The sequence below is a fragment of the Subtercola boreus genome (assembly GCF_003399645.1).
Taxonomy (GTDB): domain Bacteria; phylum Actinomycetota; class Actinomycetes; order Actinomycetales; family Microbacteriaceae; genus Subtercola; species Subtercola boreus_A.
The window spans coordinates 1-20,804 of sequence record NZ_NBXD01000013.1; the positions used below are offsets into that span (position 1 = coordinate 1).

15 protein-coding genes are annotated in these 20,804 nt (G+C 67.1%); 10 read left to right on the forward strand and 5 right to left on the reverse strand.

Annotation, left to right across the window (positions count from 1 at the left end; genetic code table 11):
* From B7R24_RS18375 to B7R24_RS05655, 9 genes are all read left to right on the forward strand, one after another.
* Window positions 1–89 (forward strand): IS3 family transposase (locus B7R24_RS18375; protein WP_367302594.1); only part of this gene is annotated, 89 nt, incomplete at its 5' end.
* A 266-nt stretch (window positions 90–355) separates the two neighbouring features.
* On the forward strand, window positions 356–1,000 hold the full coding sequence (locus tag B7R24_RS17990; RefSeq protein ID WP_116418001.1) for a sigma-70 family RNA polymerase sigma factor: 645 nt from the start codon (window positions 356–358) through the stop codon (window positions 998–1,000).
* A 13-nt stretch (window positions 1,001–1,013) separates the two neighbouring features.
* On the forward strand, window positions 1,014–1,661 hold the full coding sequence (locus tag B7R24_RS05625; protein WP_116418002.1) for a hypothetical protein: 648 nt from the start codon (window positions 1,014–1,016) through the stop codon (window positions 1,659–1,661).
* Window positions 1,654–4,524: a hypothetical protein gene (locus B7R24_RS05630; protein WP_116418003.1), complete on the forward strand. Its 2,871-nt coding sequence runs from the start codon at window positions 1,654–1,656 to the stop codon at window positions 4,522–4,524. The genes B7R24_RS05625 and B7R24_RS05630 overlap by 8 nt, the downstream gene beginning before the upstream one ends.
* A 732-nt stretch (window positions 4,525–5,256) precedes the next feature.
* Window positions 5,257–5,541 (forward strand): type II toxin-antitoxin system Phd/YefM family antitoxin, encoded by a 285-nt coding sequence (locus B7R24_RS05635; RefSeq protein WP_172582723.1) that lies wholly within the window; start codon window positions 5,257–5,259, stop codon window positions 5,539–5,541.
* The gene (locus B7R24_RS05640; protein ID WP_116418005.1) at window positions 5,538–5,810 is read left to right on the forward strand and encodes a type II toxin-antitoxin system RelE family toxin; all 273 of its coding nucleotides are present in this window, start codon (window positions 5,538–5,540) and stop codon (window positions 5,808–5,810) included. The genes B7R24_RS05635 and B7R24_RS05640 overlap by 4 nt, the downstream gene beginning before the upstream one ends.
* Window positions 5,811–5,954: 144 nt before the next feature.
* Window positions 5,955–7,088: a hypothetical protein gene (locus B7R24_RS05645; RefSeq protein WP_116418006.1), complete on the forward strand. Its 1,134-nt coding sequence runs from the start codon at window positions 5,955–5,957 to the stop codon at window positions 7,086–7,088.
* Between the two features lie 48 nt (window positions 7,089–7,136).
* Window positions 7,137–8,306: a hypothetical protein gene (locus B7R24_RS05650; RefSeq protein WP_147303974.1), complete on the forward strand. Its 1,170-nt coding sequence runs from the start codon at window positions 7,137–7,139 to the stop codon at window positions 8,304–8,306.
* Between the two features lie 206 nt (window positions 8,307–8,512).
* The gene (locus B7R24_RS05655) at window positions 8,513–8,665 is read left to right on the forward strand and encodes a DUF805 domain-containing protein (RefSeq protein ID WP_253259290.1); all 153 of its coding nucleotides are present in this window, start codon (window positions 8,513–8,515) and stop codon (window positions 8,663–8,665) included.
* On the opposite strand, the gene B7R24_RS05660 is transcribed toward B7R24_RS05655, so the two are convergent.
* The 4 genes from B7R24_RS05660 to B7R24_RS05675 all read right to left on the reverse strand — a co-directional run bounded on the left by B7R24_RS05660 (window position 8,662) and on the right by B7R24_RS05675 (window position 15,506).
* Window positions 8,662–10,557, reverse strand: coding sequence for a S9 family peptidase (locus B7R24_RS05660; RefSeq protein ID WP_253259291.1), 1,896 nt, complete (start codon window positions 10,555–10,557; stop codon window positions 8,662–8,664). The two genes, B7R24_RS05655 and B7R24_RS05660, sit on opposite strands and share 4 nt — an antisense overlap.
* Window positions 10,554–12,338, reverse strand: a complete 1,785-nt coding sequence (locus B7R24_RS05665) for an N-acetylglutaminylglutamine amidotransferase (protein ID WP_116418009.1) — start codon at window positions 12,336–12,338, stop codon at window positions 10,554–10,556. Before B7R24_RS05665 ends, B7R24_RS05660 begins: the two co-directional genes overlap by 4 nt.
* Window positions 12,319–14,895 carry a carboxylate--amine ligase/circularly permuted type 2 ATP-grasp protein gene (locus B7R24_RS05670; protein ID WP_116418010.1) on the reverse strand — a complete coding sequence of 859 codons (2,577 nt, stop codon included), beginning with the start codon at window positions 14,893–14,895 and terminating at the stop codon, window positions 12,319–12,321. The genes B7R24_RS05665 and B7R24_RS05670 overlap by 20 nt, the downstream gene beginning before the upstream one ends.
* Before the next feature lie 83 nt (window positions 14,896–14,978).
* A complete protein-coding gene (locus B7R24_RS05675) occupies window positions 14,979–15,506 on the reverse strand; it encodes a DUF4190 domain-containing protein (protein ID WP_172582724.1) in 528 nt (175 codons plus the stop codon).
* A 124-nt stretch (window positions 15,507–15,630) separates the two neighbouring features.
* Here B7R24_RS05675 and B7R24_RS05680 point away from each other — a divergent pair, with 124 nt between their 5' ends.
* Complete coding sequence (locus tag B7R24_RS05680) at window positions 15,631–16,590, forward strand: alpha/beta fold hydrolase (protein ID WP_116418011.1); 960 nt, start codon at window positions 15,631–15,633, stop codon at window positions 16,588–16,590.
* Between the two features lie 266 nt (window positions 16,591–16,856).
* On the opposite strand, the gene B7R24_RS05685 is transcribed toward B7R24_RS05680, so the two are convergent.
* Window positions 16,857–20,678, reverse strand: a complete 3,822-nt coding sequence (locus B7R24_RS05685) for an ABC transporter ATP-binding protein (RefSeq protein ID WP_216363629.1) — start codon at window positions 20,676–20,678, stop codon at window positions 16,857–16,859.
* Window positions 20,679–20,804: the final 126 nt, after the last annotated feature.

The window sequence follows — 20,804 nt, forward strand, 5'->3', positions numbered from 1 at the left end:
GCTGGTACAACGCCCGCCGACGCCACTCCGGCATCGGCTACCTCAGTCCATTAGAGTACGAACGCCGCCAGCTCACACTGGCAGCCTGACCAACCAACCACCTGTCCGGGAAACGGGGTCAGCCTCACAACCGTTGTAGCCCCTTTTGCTTGTATTTAAGCTTTCTATATCTGAATGTAATCGCGCCCCAATTTCGCTGGCGCTCCTAAATATCATCGTTGTTCAATGCCGACGGGCTGAGACCGCGTCATTGGGCTTGATCGACAATGTCTGTCACGGTTGGATTGTCCTAAACGAGATGATGGCTGCCTCGCCTACCAGCTATATGGAAATTCGAAGGTGATCGAGGAACCGAATGGGTGAAGGCACTATGGCGCGCGCACCTGATCTCGCCGCCCTCTATCTGGAGCATCGGGAGGCGCTTTTGCGTGCGGCCAAACATCAGCTGGTTAGGTTCAGTGCTGTGCATCGAGCTGAGGATGCGGTACACGAAGTCTTCGCCCATCTCATGAAGACGCTTCCGGAGCACAAAGTCGAAAACTCGGCCTTCTATCTCAGTAGTGCGGTCCGGAATCGGGCTGTCGATATTAAACTTCAGGAGGCTGGCCACGACCGACGAGGCGATAACGCAATCGCGGTCTCCGTCGACATTGCCGGGGTGAAGACCTTTGAAGCAGAATTCGACCGTGGTCGCGCCGCGAACTTAGTGAACCGCGCGCTCGCTGAAGTTCCTGAGGACGAACGATTGCTCGTCCTGACTCTGTATCGGGACGGGCGGAAGAACAAAGACATGGCTGAAGAGCTCGGAGTGACGGCGGGGCGGATTAGCCAGCTGCACAAACAGGCCCTCCAGAATACCCGTCAGGCGCGCGAAGGTACGGCGGCCCCTCGCCAAGTACGACTGTCCGCCTTACCAGGAGGACAAGGCGGTCGAGTTCGTTCTCGAACAGGCCGAACTGTTTGCGAACGGTACGGTCGGCGCGTAGGTCTGAATGTCTAGGCCGAGCGCATTCATGGACGAAAGGGAGCAGCGGATTCTCGCTGCTTTGGAGGGCAAGCGATTGGAGCTCGCCAACTTCTACCGAACGGCGCTGATGTTGCTCGGTGGCGAGCTCGAAGTGCTGGATCGCCGAACGCGCGTAGCGTTCATCGGGCACTGCATGCGTGAACTGATGAACAGGGTACTTGGGGCACTGGGTCGTCCGACTGCGCCGAGATTCAAGCCTTCCTCTGGTGACCAGGTCAAGGCGCTTCCCGATTTGCTCTCTCGGTTCCCAGAGCTTGAGCTGGACGGCGAGGGTGGGTCCGTCCCGGTTCCCCAGGAAGTAGCAGCTGCGATGGACAAGCTATTCAAGGCCTCGATCCACGAGAAGCGTCGGGTTCGAGACGACGTTGCTGCGCTGATCACGGACGACGGCAACGCAAGCCATGCGGCGGTTTCGAGTTGGATCGAGTCTCGCGACTACTTCGTGAAGTGGGCGCATCTACACGAACGCGATGTCGCGGAGTCTGACTTGCCTAGCGATGACGAAATCCGTGAGCGTGTCGGCATCGTTGAAGAGCTGCTAGACGGCGTGATCACTGCGTTCTTCACTAGCAGGCATTCCATTGATGACTTGCTCGCGGAAATCAACGCCATGGAGGACGAAGCCGATGCCTAACTACCGCACGCCAAGTCCCGATCAGGTGCACGCGACCCTCCTGAAGATTCCGACTTTCCAACTCCGTCGGATTTTCTACGAGGGACTCGAGAACCCGCTCTGGGTTCGTCCACTACTGGAGGCTGGAGCGTTCACGAACCCGCCGGAGCCGGAGCCGACTGGAGACGGGTTCATCCGCGACACCTACTGGCCTGAGCTTTCGTATCTGACTCGTATCGCGCCACAAGCGCCCGACGAGGTCGTCGATGTATTGCTACAGCTGCAGGACAGTAACAACGCCTGGGTCCGTCGCGCCGTGTTCGATATTGGATCTCAGATTCCTGCCGAATCGAGTGTTCGACTGGAACCACTGCTCAAGAAGTGGGTGACGACTGGGCTCGGGTGGAGGACAGACCCTCGTTCGCCCGTTTCGCTCGCGGTCAACTTGCTCGCTGGCGGGCAGCCGCGTCTCGGTCGCTGGCTCGCGAACGCCCTCTTCCAGGCTCGTCCGGGTGACGAAACCACGGCAATTCGCATGCCCGAACTTCTGCTGGAGGAGTATTGGTACGGGGAGGAATTGCCCCGGATAGTCCCAGCCCTGGGGGAGAACGCGCTTAAGGCGCTGGTTGGGTGGTTGACGTCATACGTCCACTCGTCCGGTCACGCCGCGGGTGAGCATGACTTCAGTGCAATGGACAGGTCTTCTATTGACTCGCGCGGTGACTCAACCGATCGCCCAGAGGACGCGCTCATAGACGCAGTCCGCGATGTGGCAATTCCGGCGATGCTCGCAGATCCAGTCGAGACGGTGAATGTCTTGTTGCGCAGCGGCGTGAAGCTGTTACGGAAGATTGCTATCTACGTATTGGCCGAGACAATTCGTCAGGAGATCGACGCAGGTAATGTCAGCGCGACCCTCCTGGGCTCCGCGAAGCAAGTGCTTGGCGATGCGGAATCCGACGATGAGTACCTCCGTGTCGAATACGCACGGCTGGCGCAAGCTGCCGCGCGCGCGGACAACTCAGCAACCTCGGTGGTGACGCCGTTTCTCGCGAAAGCATTCGAGACAGACCTTGCCTGGATGCGAGAGCGACTCGTCCGCCCGGAAGGGCTCGAAGACGAGCAATGGGAAGAGAGCATTCAGGCCAAAGCCCAGCGCTACAGGCACAGTTGGCTCTCGGCAATCGGCCGTGACGCGCTCCCAGCGGAATTGCGTGAAGATCTCGCGAAGCTCAATGTGGCCAACGGCGTGATCGACGACCCCCTCGAACCGATGGGTCGAGTCACAAGCTGGACTGGCCCTAACCCACACACGGGCCAGGATGAAATGGCGGCGATGGCACCGGCCGAGCTCGTTGTTCACCTCGCCAACTGGCACGACAAGGGCGATGGATGGGGCCCCGAACCATCCCACGAGGGCCAAGGCAGGGCGCTCTCGGGTCTGTTGACAACCCACCCGCTCGCCCTGAGCGGAGTGCCGAACTTGGGAAACCAACTTCGTCCCACCTACTTGCGCGCGATCTTGCAGGGATGGGAGGCAGCGTTAAAGGCGGATCTCGAGCTCGATTGGCCGCAATCCGCAGAGCTACTGGAGTTTGTCCTCGATCACTCGTTGGCTTCTCCCTTCCCGGTCGAAGGCGGTGACTTCGATGACGACAAGGACTACGGCGGGGCAAAGGACGCGGCTATCGGACTGCTTGACGAGCTACTAAAGCAACGAGGCCCGGTTGTGGTCCCGGAGGACTATGAGGAACGCTTCGCACAGCTCCTGATCGATCGCTCCGATAGTGAAGACGCATGGGTCAACTACGACAGCTACAAACACGAAGGTTCCGGTTGGGACCCGCTCAACATGTCGCTCAACTGGCAGTGGCCCAGCAGGGTTCGAGCCTTGATAGTCGCCGCGACACGCTCGGAGGGTGCATCCTGGCAGCGCGATGCGCTCAAAGCTATCGAGTCTGAGATGTCACGCGTCGACCAGCACGGTGCGGGCCGCGCGGCTCTCGGCGAAGGCTTGGGTCGTCTGTTGACGAGCGCACCCGACTGGCTTGGCACCCACCTAGAAGACCTAGTCGGTACTAGGAACTCCATCTCGGTCGAACAGCAGATCGTGCTGACAACGGCTATGGCGACGCACCGCTACAATCAGGCCATCTATGAGCTCCTGACACCGGCGATGCTTGCGGCCATCGATGTCGGCGAGTCGCTTGTGGCGGGCTGGAAGGGTGAGTCCGATCCTCTACCTCGGATCGGTGAGTGGGCAATCGACGCTCTGGTGTTGGGACACATCACCAAAGAGGACACGGTCTTCCAGGCGTTCTTCGCGCATACGACTCCGGCGGTCCGAGGCAATGCCCTGGGCAAGATCGCTTGGTCGTTCTTTCACGCCACGACAGTTGAAGACGCGATTCGCGATCGGTTCGGAGGGCTCTGGGACGACCGGATCAGTCACGTTCGAGAGCATCCGGAAGATAGCAAGGAACTCGAGGGCATCTACTGGCTCGCCAAGAGTGAATCCTTCTCTGCGGAGTGGTGGCTTCCACGCCTTGGTGACGCGCTAGAACTTGAGCCGGGTATTGCGACCGAGCGGTACATGATCGGGAAGGAACTCGCTCAGGCATCGGCCACCGATCCTGCCAGTGCGCTCGCGGTATTGAAGCTTCTGCTGGGCGGTCGCGCCGAAGGCGGGCGTGTGGCATTTGACCTGAGCCGGCACGCGATTCCCTTGGTCATTGCGAATGCGATCAGGTCTGGTGACGACGAGTTGAAGCGGGTCGCCGAGGCATACATGAATGAACTCGGTGCGCAAGGGAACCTCAGCCTTGAGTCTGAAGTACTTGCAGTACTTGAGGGCAAGGTCGGTATGGAAGATGTTGACGACTAGCAACGGGAAGAATCGATAGGAGGCCCAGCCGTTGTCGATCGAACAGCTCAAAGAACTACTCCAGCGTCAGACGAATGTCATCGTCACGACAGGAACCGGTGGACCGCGCATTCAGGATGTTGACAACGACTACCAGGTGAACGATCGTGTCCTCGTCGCCAATTTCCGGCGACCCCAGTTAGACCCGCCGTTCCATTGGCGGGCGCTCTGGGAGTGGCATGGTTACTATTCGCAGAACTTGGGACCGTTTTCGCGAAGGTAGTCCAATCTGGACTTTGAGGGTGGGTCTTAGCCGAGTTGATCTCTTACGAACTCAAGTCGGTGTCTCACCTTTTGAATTATCTGGCCCAGGTCACCGAGAGAATTTTTACGCGGTAGCCATCCTCTTCGTATTGATCGGAAATGTCTGGCGGCTCGTTGCTCTGACCGAGTTAGTGTTTGACGGTGTCGGAGATCTCGTTGCCGACAATCCAGCACTCCCACGTCGTGTCCAACGGCTTGAAGCGGGTATCCATTGACCAACTTCGGAACTAAGGCGACAGTTCCAAATTGCAGTCGCGCTTCTTGAGGCAGACGCGAAACCGCTGATCAGAATGGGGTCTCCGTGATCAGCCGTCTGAGTTCTGGGGGCAAGTTTGAAATCCTTCGCGTTAGGTCCACCACCAAAGGGCCCGCGCACTGCGCGGGCCCTTCTTCTCTGCCGACCAGGCAATGTGCGCTAGAATTGTGTACATGACGACTCTCTCCGTAGCGGATGCCCGGGCCAACTTCTCGAAGCTCGTGGAGTCCGCCTCGATGACCCACGAGCGCTTCGAAGTCACGCGCAACGGAAGCCGATCGGCTGTGTTACTGGGCGCCGACGACTACGATTCCCTTGTCGAGACGGTGGCAGTCCTGAGCGACTCCGAGCTCATGCGCGACATTCGTCAGGGCCTCGACGACCTTGCTGCCGGTGACTCCGTGAGCTCAGACGAGATGCGGGCGATCATGGTCGAGGCGGGGCGCGCCGATCGGTGAGTGAAGGCTACGACGTTCGGTTCTCGAAAGCAGCACGTCGGGCACTGTCGAAGCAACTGCCCGAGAAGGTGGCGGCTGCAGCCTTCGAATTCATCATGGGTGCGCTCGCCGGCAACCCGAAGCGTCTTGGCAAGCAGCTGGAAGCTCCTCTGTGGCCTCTGTATTCCGCACGGCGCGGCGAGTATCGCGTCATCTACCGGGTCGAAGATCGGCACCTGGTCGTAGAGATCGTGTCGATCGCACACCGCTGGGATGCCCACAGGCTCTAGCGGATGATCTGGCGGGCGACCCTCCTCCGTGGGCGTCACCGGTGTCGACACGAGGAGCGTGTGTTGAGCAGGGTGGCGCGGCTTTGAAACCGACTTAGGCTGGAGGAGGCGAAGGGTGCCCTCCGCCAGACAGGAGAGTTTGCGATGACGTCGACCACCCCCTCTACGTTGCAGTCCGCCGGGCCGCTGCTGTTGGTTGCAGGGGTGTCGCCGGGGGGCGGGGCGGTGCTGTTCGCCGCCGATGTGACGCGGGCCCGGGTACTGGCGTTCGAGGTGCGGAGCGAAGACACCGCCGAAGCGGGCGCGCCCGGCGCAGCGGGCACCACGGAGGTGCGCGTCGACCACCTCGACGCGAAACTCGCCTCCTTGCTGGGGGTCGAGCAGACGGACGTTCTCGTCAAGGGGTTGGCCGTGCATCCGGTGTCGCACGAGACGTACCTGAGTGTCGCCCGCGGGTCGGGGGCCGAGGGTCGGGTCGCCATCGTCCGGGCGGATGCAGCGGGGCAGCTCAGCGTGGTCGAGCTCGACGAGCTACCCTTCACGGCGGTCGACCTCGACGATGCGCCCGACGCCGACGATGAACGGCAGGACGTGTGGCTCGACGGCATGGAGGCGAGTTCGAAGCCCCGCGAGATCCACGGTGTGACGCTCAACATCGCGCAGGTTCCGCTCTACCGGTCGACGATCACCGACCTGGCGTGGGTCGACGGGGCGCTGTTCGTGGCGGGGCTCAGCAACGAGGAGTTCACGTCGCGGCTGCGGCGGATACCGTTCCCCTTCGACGGGTCGACCGTTGCCACCTCGGTCGAGATCTTCCATGTCGACCACGGAAAGTATGAGACGCAGTCGCCGATCCGGGCGCTGACATCATTCGACGGGGGCGCGAGCATCCTCGCGACCTACACCTGCACACCGGTTGCGGTCTTCTCGGTCGCCGACCTACGCGGGGAGGGTCTGGTGCGGGGACGCACCGTGGCCGAGCTCGGTCCGATGAACCAGCCGTTCAGCCTGGTGTCGTACGAACGGGACGGTGAGGAGTTTCTGCTGGTCTCGAACACGCGGCACCCGCTGCTGAAGATCCCGGCGGCGTCGATCGGCGGGCAGTCGGGGCTCACGCTGGGACTGTCGGCGGAGGGTGCCTCGATGGGGGTTCCGCGGGAGAGCCTCGACCACCCCGGTGTCACGTGGATGGCGAACCTTGACCGCCGCAGCATCGTGGTGGTGCAGGAGGAGGGCGGCGAGCTTCACCTGCGCACGCTGACGGCGGAGGTGCTCTGAGCGGGCGGGGCGCAGACGGCCTGGCGATGGCAGGGAGGTGTGGTGGCGGTGAGCGACGCAGCACAGGGCGTCGGGACGGTGCGCGCGGAATGGGCCGACAGCGTTGTCGTCGTCTCCGGATGCGACCTGCCCGTCGCGCTGACCGTCGTTCCGCTCGGGGCGCTGCAGCTCGGTGCCGACCTCGTCGCGACCGCCGGTTCCTGGCTGCGGGAGGGCGGCACGGCTCGGTTCACTCCCCGGTTCGGTGCCGCACCCGGCAGCGCCTGGGTGGTGCTCGAGCGGCGCGAGCCGGATGGCGCGGCGGCGCCCGACGCCGCTGCCGAGGAACCCTGGCGCGAGCTCGCCCGCCTGACCGTGCCTCGCCCAGATTCGATCGCCGGCCCAGCTTCGACCGCCGGCCCAGCTTCGACCGCCGGGCCAGCCTCGTCCGCCGCGCCAGGCGGGGGCGCTCCCGCCGCCGCGGCCGTCGAATCCATCGACCCGGGGGGCGCCCGGGTGCCGGCGAACCTTTTCCGGTTCAGGGTGACGTTCTCGCGCGAGATGGCGGAGGGTTCGGCAGCCGGCCACGTGCACCTGCGCGATGCGAGCGGTGCGATCATCCCCGGAGCCCTGCTCGTGATGCCGCCCGAGCTGTGGGATCGGGCGCGCCGCCATCTGACGGTGCTGCTCGAGCCGGGACGCATCAAGCGCGGGCTGCAGCCCAATGTGCAGGCCGGGCCGCCGCTGGTCGAGGGATCGACGGTGACTCTCGTCGTCGACCGGGCGTTCCGCGATGCGATGGGCGCCGAGCTGGGCGCGGGTGCCCAGCGCACGTTCGTCGTGGGGCCGGCGGAGCGCTCCCGTGTCGATCCTGACCGGTGGCGGGTGAGCTGGCCCGAGACAGTCGGGGCGCCGCTGGTGGTGCGGTTCGACAGGCCGCTCGACCGGATGCTCGTCGAGCGATGCCTGCATGTGGTCGATGGGTCGGGGCATCCGGTGTCTGGAGACAGCTCGATTAACGTCGACGCGAGCGAGTGGGTGTTCGTTCCGCGGGCATCCCGCACCCGGGAAGCGCCCGGCGACTGGCGCCTCATCATTCAGTCCCGCCTGGAGGATCTCGCCGGCAATTCGGTGCGGCGGGTCTTCGACCGCGATCTGGGCGACCGGGACGACGACGGGCCCCCTAGCGAGGCCATCGTCTTGTCGAGTGCCAGCCCTCCACTAGGGTCTCTTCCCTGAGTCTGTCGGCAAAGGCAAAGATGGTGGCGATCGAACAGTTCGGTCGAAAACGCGACCCGAGGATGCTCCCGTGACGATGCCACCTGTCCCGCTTCTTCAGCCCCCGTCGTCGTCGTCCGCGCCCGGTGGGCCGGCGCCGCTCTAGGCGCCTTATTACAACGCTCCGCTCGGGGTGGCCGTTCGCCGGTTCTTCTCGAAACAGAATGATGTCGCTGGCTCGCCGTCTGCACGACACGAACCGGTCCGGTTACTGGATCTTCATCGGTTTGGTTCCTCTGGTGGGCGCCATTGTGCTGATCGTCTTCGCGGCGTCCGGACCGAACCCGGCTGGCGCGCGCTTCGACAAGCCCAAGAACTAGAGGTTCGCCGCGAGGAACCGCACCATCGCCTCGGCGAGGCGCTGGCGGGAGTCGGCGCGCCGGTACTCGTGGCCCTCCCCGGCGAGTTCGAGGTACTCGACCGCGCGGCCGATCTCACCCAGCGCAGCGACCACCTGGTGGGCCTCGTTCACGGGCACGTTCGTGTCGAGCTCCCCGTGCGCCACCAGGAGGGGAACGTCGATCGCCGACACCGCAGTGAGCGGCGACAGCCGGCGCAGCAGCTTGCGATCGTGTTCGGGGTGCCCGTACTTCGTCACGGCAGCGGCGGCGATCCACGGCTCGGTGTCGCGGTAGAAGGTGAGCAGGTGCGACATGCCGCAGATGTCGATCCCTGCCGCGAAGACGCCGGGCGAGAAGGCCAGCGCCGCGAGCGTGAGGTAACCGCCGTACGATCGGCCGGTCACGGCGATCCGTCTCCTGTCGGCCACCCCGAGGGTGACGAGATGGCCCGCGGTGGCGAGAACATCGTCGAAGGCGCCCTGGCGTCCCCGCACGTCGTCGAGGTGGCCGAACTCCCGGCCGAATCCGGATGACCCGCGCACGTTGGGTGCGAACACCGCGATTCCGGCGGCGAGCATGGCCTGGTACTGCGGGTTGAACGTCGGGCGTTCCTGCGACTCGGGACCGCCGTGCAGGCTCAGCATGGCAGAGCCCCGGGCGGGGTCGGGTTCGCCCGAGACGGAACCCCGGGCATCCTGAACCCGGTAGAGCCAGCCGGTCAACGGCAACCCGTCGAGTCCCGCGTATGATTCGAGGGTCGGCTCGACGAGGTCGACCGGTGGCAGATCGGGCACCTGCGTGACGCGGTGCCAGGTGAGCGCCCGGGTGTCGAGGCGCCAGAGTTCACGGGGATGCGTCGGCCCCTCCACGCTCAGGATGACCGTGGAGCCGTCACGACTGAGTACCGGCGATGACGCGACCAGTCCCGGCAGGTCGGGCACGGCGGTGCGTTCGCCCGTCGTCGTGTCGAGCAGCTCGAGCTCACTGCAGCCGGCGTGGTTCCAGACGAGCAGCAGCAGTCGGCCCGCGTCGTCGGCGTCGAGCGCCTCGAGTTCGGCGTCGCCGCGTTCGGCGAGCACCCGGGCAGCGCCGCGGAGTCCCGCGGGGCCGAGGGGGAGCGCGACGAGGCGGTGACGGGGAGCATCCACCTCTGTGGCGAGGTAGGCGACGAGCGGGGCTCCGGTGCCGGTGGGGGCCGGACGCAGCAGGGCGACCGCGGTCGACCCGGTGGAGGGGTGCGGCAGCAGCGGATGGTCCGCGTCGTTCACCCGGTCGACGACCACGCAGAACTCGTGGCCGCGGCGTCCGTCGCGAAGTACGGCGAGCTCTTCCCCCACGGAGAGGTCGAGCACGTGGATGAGCTCGCCGACAGCGAGGGGCTCGGTGCGTCCCGTCGCCGGGTCGACGAGGAAGGTGCGGGTGGGCTCGCCGACCTCGACGCTCGGCACGGTGACGACGACGCGGTGGCCGCTGCGGCTCCACGGCCCGAGTTCGGCGTGCTGATCGCGGCTGCCGGCAATGCGGCGGGCGTCGGTTCCGTCGGGCCTCACCACCCAGACCTGGCTGCGCACTCCGCCGTCGGTCGCGACTGAGCACGCGAGCCAGGCACTGTCGGCCGACCAGGTCACCGCGATCACCGGGTCGTCGCTGAGGTGGATCGGCGAGGCGCTGGGCAACACGTCGTCTGGGGCGTCAGTGAGGGCCGCGACATCCTGAACCCAGAGTTCGGGCAGCCCGCGGCGGTCGCTGACGAACGCCATGCGGCGGGCATCCGGAGTCATGGTGGGGTTCCAGCTGCCCCACGCGTCGACGAGCCGGTGGGCGAGAGCGACCGCCCGATCGACCTGCCGGGTCGTCTGTCGCTTCGTCACCTGATGTTCTGCGTCTGTAGCCACATCTCCAGTAAACCCAATTGCCAGAGCGCATTCGAACCGAGGGTTGTTCGGGTCTCGTTCGGATTCGCGAGCAGACGGTCGATCTCGGCCCTGTTGAAGATGTCACGCGACATCGCGGCGGGGTCGGTGAGCGCATCGCGCACGCGCTGCAGGTAGGGCCCCTCGAGTTGCCTGATGGCCGGCACCGGGAAGTACCCCTTGGTGCGGTCGATCACCGCGTCGGGCACGATGCCACGGCTGGCGCGCTTCAGGATGCCCTTGCCGCCGTCGCTCAGCTTGAGATCGGGCGGGATGCTGCCCACCAGCTCCACGAATTCGTGGTCGAGAAACGGCACCCGGGCTTCCAGGCCCCACGCCATCGTCATGTTGTCCACCCGCTTCACCGGGTCGTCGACGAGGTTGATCGTGGTGTCGTTGCGGAGCGCCGCGTCGACGGCCGTGTCGGCGCCCGGGCGGGCGAACTGCCGCGTGACGAACCCGGTGGGGGCGTCATGGTCGAGCATCCATTCGGCGTTCAAGAGCGACGGGAGTGCGGGCCAGCGGCGGTCGAAGAAGACCTTCGAGTACTCTTCGACGGCGTCGCCGCGCGGGATGCCCGCGAGCGGCGGATACCAGTCGTAGCCGCCGAGCACCTCGTCGGCGCCCTGGCCCGACTGCACCACCTTGACGTGCTGCGAGACGTCTTCGCTGAGCAGGTAGAACGCCACGCAGTCGTGGCTCACCATCGGTTCGCTCATGGCGGCCACCGCGGCGTCGATGCCGGGCAAAAGGCGTGAGCTGTCGATCGCGATGCGGTGGTGATCGGTGCCGAACTCGTTCGCGACGAGGGTGGAGTACTCGAACTCGTCGCCCGACTCGCCGCCCGCCGAATCGAACCCGATGCTGAATGTTGCGAGATCGGTCTGGCCCAGCTCGGCGAGCAGGGCGACAACGAGGCTGGAGTCGATCCCGCCCGACAGCAGCACCCCCACGGGGACATCGGCGACCATCCGCCGCTCGACGGCGGTGCGGAGACTGGCGATGAGCGCATCCTGCCAGTCGTCGTCAGACCAACCCGCGCGATCGCTGCGCCGGCTGAAGTCGGCCTGCCAGTAGACCGTGTCGGTGAAACTGCCGTCGGTTTCGACGACCCTGACGGTGGCTGGCGGGAGTTTCTTCACGCCGTTCAGGATGGTGAGCGGTGCCGGCACGACGGAGTGGAACGTCATGTAGTACGACAGCGCCTCACGGTCGATCGACGTGTCGGTGCCGCCGCCCTCGAGCAGGGCCGGAAGTGTGGAGGCGAACCTCAGCCGCTCACGCGTGTGGTCGAGGTAGAGCGGCTTGATGCCGAGGCGGTCGCGGGCGAGCACGAGGCGGCCGCTGGCGTGCTCGACGATCGCGAAGGCGAACATGCCCAGCAGATGGTCGACGACGTGTGTGCCCCACTCGGCATATCCCTTGGCGATGACTTCGGTGTCGGAGGTCGAGAAGAACCGGTGGCCCCTGGCCTCGAGTTCTTCTTTCAGCTGGCGGTAGTTGTAGATGCAGCCGTTGAAGGCCAGCGTGAGCCCCAGCTGGGTGTCCACCATCGGCTGGGAGCCGGCCGGGCTCAGGTCGATGATCGACAGACGCCGATGACCCAGCGCGACCGGGCCGTGCGACCAGAGTCCGTCGCCGTCGGGACCGCGGTGCACCATGCAGTGCGTCATGCGGGAAAGGTCGCCCACGTCGGCACTCGGACCGTCGAATCGCAGTTCACCGGCCAGACCGCACATGCGTGCTCCTCTCGTCTCGGGCGTCGCCCGGCGTCTCGTCGGGGCCGATGATCCAGGTGTCCTTCGCGCCGCCGCCTTGGGTCGAGTTGACCACGAGGCTGCCCGTCGGCGCGACGCGGGTGAGGGCGAGGTCGGCCAGCTCGAAGTTCTCGGGCTTGGTGCCGGTGACGTAGACGAAGGCGCGCAGGTCGACATGCCGCGGCTCGAGCGTGGCCCCGGTGTACGCGGGCAGGGAGCTCAGCGCCACGACCTCCTGGGCCACCCAGGCGGCCGGGTCGCCGGCGATCTCCGAGCGGCGCTTCGCGACCTGGGAGGCGGTGGCGGCAGGGCCGATCATCACGCCGTGGCCACCCTCGCCGTCGACCGGCTTCGTGACGAGTTCGCCGACCCGCTCCAAGACGCTGCGGCGCTCGCTGTCGTCGCTGGTGCGATAGGTGGGCACTGACTCGAGAAGCGGACGCTCGTCGAGGTAGTACGCGATGAGATCGGGAATGGTGCAGTACATCGCCTTGTCGTCGGCCACGCCGTTCCCGGGCGCATTCGCCAGGAAGACGTTGCCGTTGGCGGCGACATCCATCACCTCGGCACCGATTCTGCGGCCGTCTGTGGTGGCCAGGTCGACAAGTTCGGGGTCGATGCGCACGTAGAGCGAACGGATGACCGTGCGATTGTCGCCCGTGACGACACGGCCCGCGTGAATGTCGAGGTCGTCGGCCGTGACGAGCAGCAGCCCGGCGTCGGCGGCCAGCCGACTGTGCTCGAACCAGGCCGAACTGTGCGGGCCGCTGGAGAGCAGGGCGAGGGCGCCGAGTCCGGTCTTGCGGGGGCCGCCGAGACTCTCGCGCAGGGCACCGAGCGCCGAATGCGGATCGAGCAGACCGGGTGGGCGGGGGAGGTCGGGCACGACCGCATCCATCAACCGGCGCGCGGCCATGGCATAGGCGGCGCCGCTCGGAGCGCGCACGTTGTCTTCGAGAACGCGCCAGCCGCCGAACTCGTTGCGCACGAGATCGAAGCCCATGATGGGGGCGCGAACGGTGTCACGGGGAAGGCGGGCCGCCTCGGCGCGCCAGCCCTGGGCATCCAGAACACTGGCGGGCAGCACCCCGTCGGCCACCGCGCGCTGGTCGCCGTAGATGTCGCGGAGGAACGCATCGATGGCCCGGGCCCTCTGGCGGAGCCCGGCGCCGAGTTCGGCCCACTCGAAGGCGCTGATCACGCGGGGCACCAGGTCGACCTCGAAGGGCGAGAACGCGCCGCGCACCCCGAAGTTCAGCTGGGCCTCGTCGGTGAACCGGGCCCGTTCGGCGCTGCGCTCTTCGAGAGCCTCCGGGGTAAGCGTGCGGTAGAAGTCGATGATCTCGCGGTAGGCGGGGCGGGGCGCCGCACTCGGACCGACGGCTTCATCACCGGCTCGGGTGCGGTAGTTGCGCAACGCCGATGCCGCGGGTTCAAGCCCCTCGGCCGGCCCGTGCGTCTCGGCGACGACAAGATCGACCACGTCAGTGAGATTGCCCCGCTCGGCGAAGGCAGCGCGCTGGCGGTCGGCCGAATTTCCCCGCGCGAGCGCGGTCTGGGCCAGGCGACGCACTTCGTCGAAGTCGTCGAGCTCCTCGAGCTGCGGTCGCAGCCGCTTGACGAGACCGCGCACCGCCTGCGCGGCGACGACGGGTTTCGGGTGCTCGGTCGGTTCGAGCAGGTGGCCTGACAGCCCGCCGCGCGCGGCCTGCCACATCGCGGCCCGGTGCAGGGGAGCCCGGATGCCCAGCGGCGGTCTGCCGTCTTCGATCTCCAGCTCAGCCGCCCGCACCGAGGCGCGGAACAGGCCCGCGATCAGCACAGCGTCGTCGACGATGGGGCACGCGTCGCACACCCGCAGCTCGAGCGTCGGTTCGTGGGAGGAGGGTCGAACGTCGAAGTAGGCCATCTTCGCGTCGGCGATCACGCCACTCGAGATGAGGTCGGCCAGCATCTCGTCGTATTCGGCCGCACTCGCCAGGTACCCCGTCGCCCCCGCGCTCGGCCAGCGCTGCCAGATGGTGGTGCGGATGCTCGCATAGCCCGTGTCATGACCGTTCAGGAACGGTGAGCTGGCCGACAGCGCGAGCAGGATCGGGATGTCGCGGGAGACCCGCTGCGCGACCTGCACCGCCATGTCGCGGTCGGAGACGCCGACGTGGATCTGGAGCCCGCAGATCAGCTGCTCATCGACGAGGAGACGGTACTGTTCCTGCATGCGCCGGTACCGGCCGGTCGCGGTGAGCTCGAAGTCGGCGAACTCGGAGTGCGGGGCGGTGCCGACGGCCGCGACCCCGAGCCCGAACTCGGCGGCGGCGTCGATGAGGCCGCCGCGCAGGCGGAGCAGCTCGGCGCGGAGGCCACTGAGCGTCGATGTGACGGCGGTGTTCGTCTCGACCGTCGTGCGCTGGATCTCGGCCGAATAGTTGTCAGACGGCAGGCGGGAGAGGAGTTGTGGTGCTCTGGCCGAAAGTTTGCCGCTTTCGAGATCGATCAGGTGCAGCTCTTCTTCTGCACCGAGGGTCAGCTCCGCACTCATGCCGACAACTTACTGGGGTCGCGCCCCGCGTGCCGGGTCTCAGGACGAATTACCGGGGAGTTGACAAGATTTCACGCGACACGCTAGGTGTTGTAGCTGTAGGTCGACCCGACGCCAACCGCGCCGACGATCACGACGATGAAGATGATGTAGGCGATGACCGCGAGGACGACCAGAGCCGTGTACGCGTAACCGATGATCATGCCGGCCAGGGCGAGCCCGTGCCCCGCCTCGCCGGTGCGCTTGATCTGGCTCAGCGCGATGTGCCCGGTCACGATGCCACCGATGGGAACGGTCAGCGAGAGCACCAGGGCGACGATCGCGAGGGTGTTGGTGCGCTGCGCGGCCGGTTGGGCGTAGCTCCCGTAGGGGTCGGGCTGGGCGGCGTAGGCCTGGGTGGCGTAGGCCGCAGGGGGTGCGGCGGGCCGGCCGTAGGGGTCGACCTGCGAGTAGGCGGGCTGCGCCGCGTACTGCGGCTGCGTGCCGGGCTGCTGCTGCCGAAAGTCGGGCTGTGACTGGGGCTGGGGTTGCGGCTGGCCGTAGGGCTGCGTCTCGGCGGTCGGCTGGTGCTGGCCGGGCTGCTGCGGGGGGTAGGGGTTCTGATCGCTCACCGTGCGCCAACTTTCGAGGAGGAGGGTCGTTCGTTCTCCAACCCTAGAGGACGGGCGTGCGGCGCCGCTGGGAACGGCTCGCCCCCGCGGCTCGATTACGCTAGCCAGAGGGAGGGGAGGAACGATGGTTCGACGCTCCACCCTCACGCCCCTGCGGGAGAACCTCCCCCCGACCATGCTCGATCTGCCCGACGGCCGCCGCCTGGCCTACCACGAGTACGGCGACCCGGCCGGAACGGTCATCCTGAACTGCCACGGCGGTCTGGTGAGCGGCATCGATGTGGAGTATTCCGACGAGCCCGCCCGGACGCTGGGGCTGCGCATCATCTCGCCGAACAGGCCCGGCGTCGGTGGCACCTCGCGCCTGCCCGGGCACCAGATGCTCGACTGGGCCCGCACAGATGTCACCGCTCTGCTGGCATCCCTCGGCGTCGAGCGGTTCTCCGTGCTCGGCTGGTCGGAGGGTGGCCAGTTCGCGCTCGCGGTGGCGCACGAGTTTGCGACCCGGGTGGATCGCGTGGCGATCGTCGCCGGCGCCCTCCCGCTCGCCGAGCGCGCGGGCGCGGGTGCGGGTGGCCCGGGTGCGGATCCCGTCGGCGCGGGGGTCGGCGACCGGCTGAGGGAGCTCAATGCGACCGACCGGCGGCTGATCGGGCTCGCCCGACGCGCGCCGGAGTTGGCGCGGATCTATTTCCGGGGCACGCGGGTACTCGCCCGGCTGTCACCGCCGCTTCTCGCCTGGGTGGCAGCGGGGCAGCTCGGCGAGACCGATTCGGCGCTGCTCCTGAAGTACTCGAACTGGTTCGCCCGCACGGTGGGGGAATCGGTCGTCGACACGCGCGGCTCCGTTGACGAGTACGTGGCCTTCGGGGCGCCCTGGGGGTTCGCGCCCGAAGACGTACGCACCCCCGTGGTGCTGTTTCAGGGCGATACCGACCGGGTCATCCCGGCGCACTGGTCGCGCACTCTCGCCGAGCGACTCCCGAACGCCACCCTGCACGAATACCCCGGCGAGGGTCACTTCATCGCCCTCACCCGCCGCGCCGAAGTGCTCACGCACCTCGCCCCCTCACCCCCCGCCTGACTGCCCTACCACCAGACGAACGGGCGCGGTTGCCGCGCACGGACAGGTCGTTCAGGTGCCGCAGGTGCCGCGCGTGCCGCACGTGGCGCGGAGGGCACGGCACGTCTCGCCCGAGCCCCCGCCCCGTCACCGCCCGCCCGTCCTGTCCGGCCTCACGACTTTGCGCAAAAGCACGCAAACGCGCGGGCTTGGGTGCTTTTGCGCAAAATGCGCGGGCGCACGCGGGCGCGGGCGGGGGCGCGCAGGGGCGGGCGCGAGCCCGCGGGTCAGGCCGGGCGCTCGACCGTCTCGAAGGCCTCCCACATGGTGGCGTAGCGGCCGCCGGCGGCGAGGAGGTCGTCGTGGGTGCCGAGTTCGGCGATCGATCCGTTGTGGAGCACCGCGATGCGGTCGGCGGCGCGTGCGGTCTGCAGGCGGTGGGCGATGACCACGGTGGTGCGGCCGGCCGAGACACGTTCCATGGCGGCCGTCACGCGGGCCTCGGTGGCCAGGTCGAGGTTCGAGGTCGCCTCATCGAGCAGCAGGATGGCCGGGTCGACGAGCTGCGCGCGCGCGAGGGCGATCAGCTGGCGCTGCCCTGCCGAGAGCGAGCGTCCGCGCTCACTGAGCACGTGCGCATACCCGCCCGGGAGCGACACCACGAGATCGTGCGCGCCGACGGCGCGGGCTGCGGCCTCGACACGATCATCCGTCGCCGAAGGGTCACCGAAGGCGATGTTGTCGCGCACCGACCCGGTGAAGAGAAAGGCCTCCTGCGGCACGTAGCCGAGCTGCGTGCGGAAGGCGACGAGGTCGAGGCTCCGAACGTCGAGCCCGTCGACCAACACGGCGCCCGAGTCGACGTCGTAGAAGCGGGCCAGCAGTTTCATGATCGTCGACTTTCCGGCGCCGGTCTCGCCGACGAGGGCGATCGTCTCGCGCGGCCGGATGTGCAGGTCGATATGGCGAAGGGCCTCCGCGGGCTTCTTCAGCAGCGCGTCGGGGCTGAGGGCGAGCCGGGCATCCGAGGGCCCGCGGCGGCGTGCCACGCCGAGCGAGACGGGGTCGGGGGCGACGGGGTAGGCGAAATCGACTCCCACGAGCGACAGGGCTCCGCGAAGCCGCGGCGGCGTGACTGCGGTGCCCACGGGCGGCTCAGGCGTGAGCGTCTCGAGCTGCATGAGCTCCGAGATGCGCCCGACCGACACCCTCGTCTGCTGCCAGGAGTCGAACACCTGCGACAGCTGCTGGATGGGCGAGAAGAACATCGAGATGTACAGGATGAACGCGATCAGCTCACCCGAACTGAGCTGCCCCGACGCGATGAGGCCGGCGCCGACGCCGAGCACGATCGCGTCAGCCACCCCCGAGAGGAACTGCACGAACGGGAAGTACAGCGCGACCAGCCTCTGAGCGGCGACCCGCGACTCGAGGAAGGACCGCCCCAGGCCGTGGAAGCGCGTCACCGTCGCAGTCTCGTGCACGAACGCCTGCGACTCACGAACCCCCGACAGGCTCTCCTGGAAGTCGGCGTTCACCACGGCGATGCGGTCACGCGCCTGGTCGTAGAGCGCCGACGACCTGTTGCGGAACCAGATCGTCGCGATCACCAGCGGCACGACGACGGCCAGCGTGCAGAGGCCGAGCTCGAGGTTGATGGTCAGCAGTGCCACCCCCACGCCGACGAACGTGACGATCGAGACCAGCGCCGAGAGCAGCCCGTTCTGGATGAGCGACTCGAACTGGTCGACATCGGTGGTCATGCGCGTCATCACCCGCCCGGCCATTTCGCGCTCGTAGTAGTCGAGTGACAGGCGTTGCAGCTGAGACCAGATTCGGATGCGCAGCGACAGCATCACGCGCTGGGCGATCCGCCCGGTGACGAAGGTCGACGCGATGCCGTTCAGCAGGTTGGCGAGGGTCACTACGAGATAGAGCGCGGAGGCAGCGAAGAGCACCATCGCCGACCCCGCCTGCACACCGCTGTCGATGCCCGTCTTGACCAGCACGGGGCCGAGCAGCCCGGCGGCCGCGTCGAGCACCACGAGCACCAGCCCGAGCAGCAGGGGCCTTCGAAACTCCGTCAGCAGCCGACCGAGACTGAACTGCGGATCATGCGCGGTCTCGTGCTCGAGGTCGATGCTCGGGATGTCGCGCACGGGCTCCAGCCCCGCGACAGCCTCGAGCAGCTCGGCGTCTGCCGCAAGCATCCCGTTCCGACCGGATCCGGCACCGCCGGCCGGAGCCCCGCCGGAAGTGCGCGCCGCCGCGTCTGCGTCATCCTGCCGGCCCTCGACGAGGGTGCCGTGCGCGGTCAGGTCGGCCAGCACCTCGATGCGGCCCGAGGCCGCGGCCGCCTGCGTCGCCTCGTCGAGCCCGGAGAGCAGTTCGCGGTAGGTGGCGCTGCGGTCGAGCAGTTCAGCGTGGGTTCCCGAGTCGCTGACCCGACCGTGTTCGAGCACCACGATGCGGTCGGCGAGGTGCAGCGTCGACTCCCGGTGTGCGATCAGCAGCACCGTGCGCCGCCCGAGCGCTTCGTCGAGGCCGGCGTGGATGAGCTGCTCGGTACTCGAGTCGATCGCGCTCGTGGCGTCGTCGAGGATGAGGATGCGCGGGTCGTACAGTATGGCTCGGGCCAGCGCGATGCGCTGCCGCTGACCCCCCGAGAGGCTCAACCCACGCTCACCGACCACGGTGTCGTACCCGCGGGGAAGGCGCTCGATGAAGTCGTGCGCCTGGGCCACACGCGCGGCACGCTCGATCTCGTCGGCGGTGGCGTCTGGCCGACCGTAGGCGATGTTCGCGCGGATCGAGGAGCTGAACAGAAAGCTCTCTTCGAACACGACGCCGACCTCGCGGCGGAGCGAGGCCAGAGTGAGCTGCCGGGCATCCACCCCGTCGACCCGCACCGACCCTGCGGTCGGGTCGTAGAAGCGCGACACCAGGGCCGCGACCGTCGACTTTCCGCTGCCGCTCGGCCCCACGATCGCGACACGCTCGCCGGCCCGCACGTGCAGCTCGAACCCGTCGAGCACCCGAGAACCGCCGTCGCCGTAGCCGAACCGCACTCCCTCGAAGTCGATCGCCCCGCCGCCCGACGGCAGGGGCACGGCGGCCTGGGCATCCTCGATCGTCGGGGTGGTGTCGAGCAGCTGGAAGATGCGCTCGATGCCCACCCGGGCCTGCTGCCCCACGGTCAGGATGCCGGCCAGCTGCCGAGCGGGCGCCATCAGCTGCGAGACATACGCCGAGAACGCCAGGAACGTACCGATCGTCAGCTGGTTGTTCAGTGCCAGCCACCCGCCGAAGGCCAGCACGGCGACCTGGCCGAGGGTGGGCACCGCCTCGAGCAGCGGTTGGAAACGGGACTGGATGCGCACCGCCCGCATCTGGGAGGAGTAGAGCGCGGTCGACACCCCGACCATGCGGTCGATCTCGTGCTTCTCGCGCCCGAACGCCTTCACCACGCGCACACCGGTGACGTCTTCGTCGACCATCTGGGCGACCTCGCCCTCGCGCTGCTGGGCATCCCAGGTCGCCGGCAGCACCCGGGCGCGCATGCGGTACGAGATGAGCACCAGCAGTGGCGTGACCACGAGTGCGACGAGCGCGAGCAGCGGTGACAGCACGAACATCACGACGAGCGACAACACCATGAGGATGACGTTGCCGCTCATGATCGGCAGCATCATCAGCAGACCCTGCACCAGCGTCGCATCGGAGTTCGCCCGCGACACCAGCTGGCCCGTCGACATGCGGCCGAGGCTGGTAAAGTCCATCGTCTGCAGGTGGTCGTGCATCCCATTGCGGAGATCGGTCTGCACCTCGAGGGCGACCTGCCCGCCGTGGTAGCGCCGAACGTAGGTGAACGCGAACGTCACGGCCGCCAGCGCGATGAGCAGCCCGAGCCAGGGCAGCAGGGGAGCATCCGGCACCAGGATGACGTTGTCGACGATCTGCCGGGCGACCAGCGGCACCACTACCTGGCAGGCGCTGCCGAGAAGTGCCGCGCCGAGCGAGAGGTACAGGCTGCGGCGATGGCGGAGCATGTAGGCCGAGAGTCGGCGGATCCACCCGGGCTGGTGGGGGGAATCACTGACTTTCGGCACTGATCGAGTCTACGTTCACCCACCGACCCCGGGGCCCCTCGGGGTCGGTGACTGAGGGGGAGTGCGCCGGGCGGGGCGATGTGCCTAGGCTGTCAGGCACAGCGCGCCCCGGGTCGCGCCAGACAA

Excerpts from the sequence above, each read along its gene's own strand:
- B7R24_RS05670 (WP_116418010.1), bottom strand. The coding sequence starts at position 14,895 with ATGAGTGCGGAGCTGACCCTCGGTGCAGAAGAAGAGCTGCACCTGATC.
- B7R24_RS05645 (WP_116418006.1), top strand. The coding sequence starts at position 5,955 with ATGACGTCGACCACCCCCTCTACGTTGCAGTCCGCCGGGCCGCTGCTG.
- B7R24_RS05680 (WP_116418011.1), top strand. The coding sequence starts at position 15,631 with ATGGTTCGACGCTCCACCCTCACGCCCCTGCGGGAGAACCTCCCCCCG.
- B7R24_RS05635 (WP_172582723.1), top strand. The coding sequence starts at position 5,257 with ATGACGACTCTCTCCGTAGCGGATGCCCGGGCCAACTTCTCGAAGCTC.
- B7R24_RS05655 (WP_253259290.1), top strand. The coding sequence starts at position 8,513 with ATGTCGCTGGCTCGCCGTCTGCACGACACGAACCGGTCCGGTTACTGG.
- B7R24_RS17990 (WP_116418001.1), top strand. The coding sequence starts at position 356 with ATGGGTGAAGGCACTATGGCGCGCGCACCTGATCTCGCCGCCCTCTAT.
- B7R24_RS05630 (WP_116418003.1), top strand. The coding sequence starts at position 1,654 with ATGCCTAACTACCGCACGCCAAGTCCCGATCAGGTGCACGCGACCCTC.
- B7R24_RS05625 (WP_116418002.1), top strand. The coding sequence starts at position 1,014 with ATGGACGAAAGGGAGCAGCGGATTCTCGCTGCTTTGGAGGGCAAGCGA.
- B7R24_RS05665 (WP_116418009.1), bottom strand. The coding sequence starts at position 12,338 with ATGTGCGGTCTGGCCGGTGAACTGCGATTCGACGGTCCGAGTGCCGAC.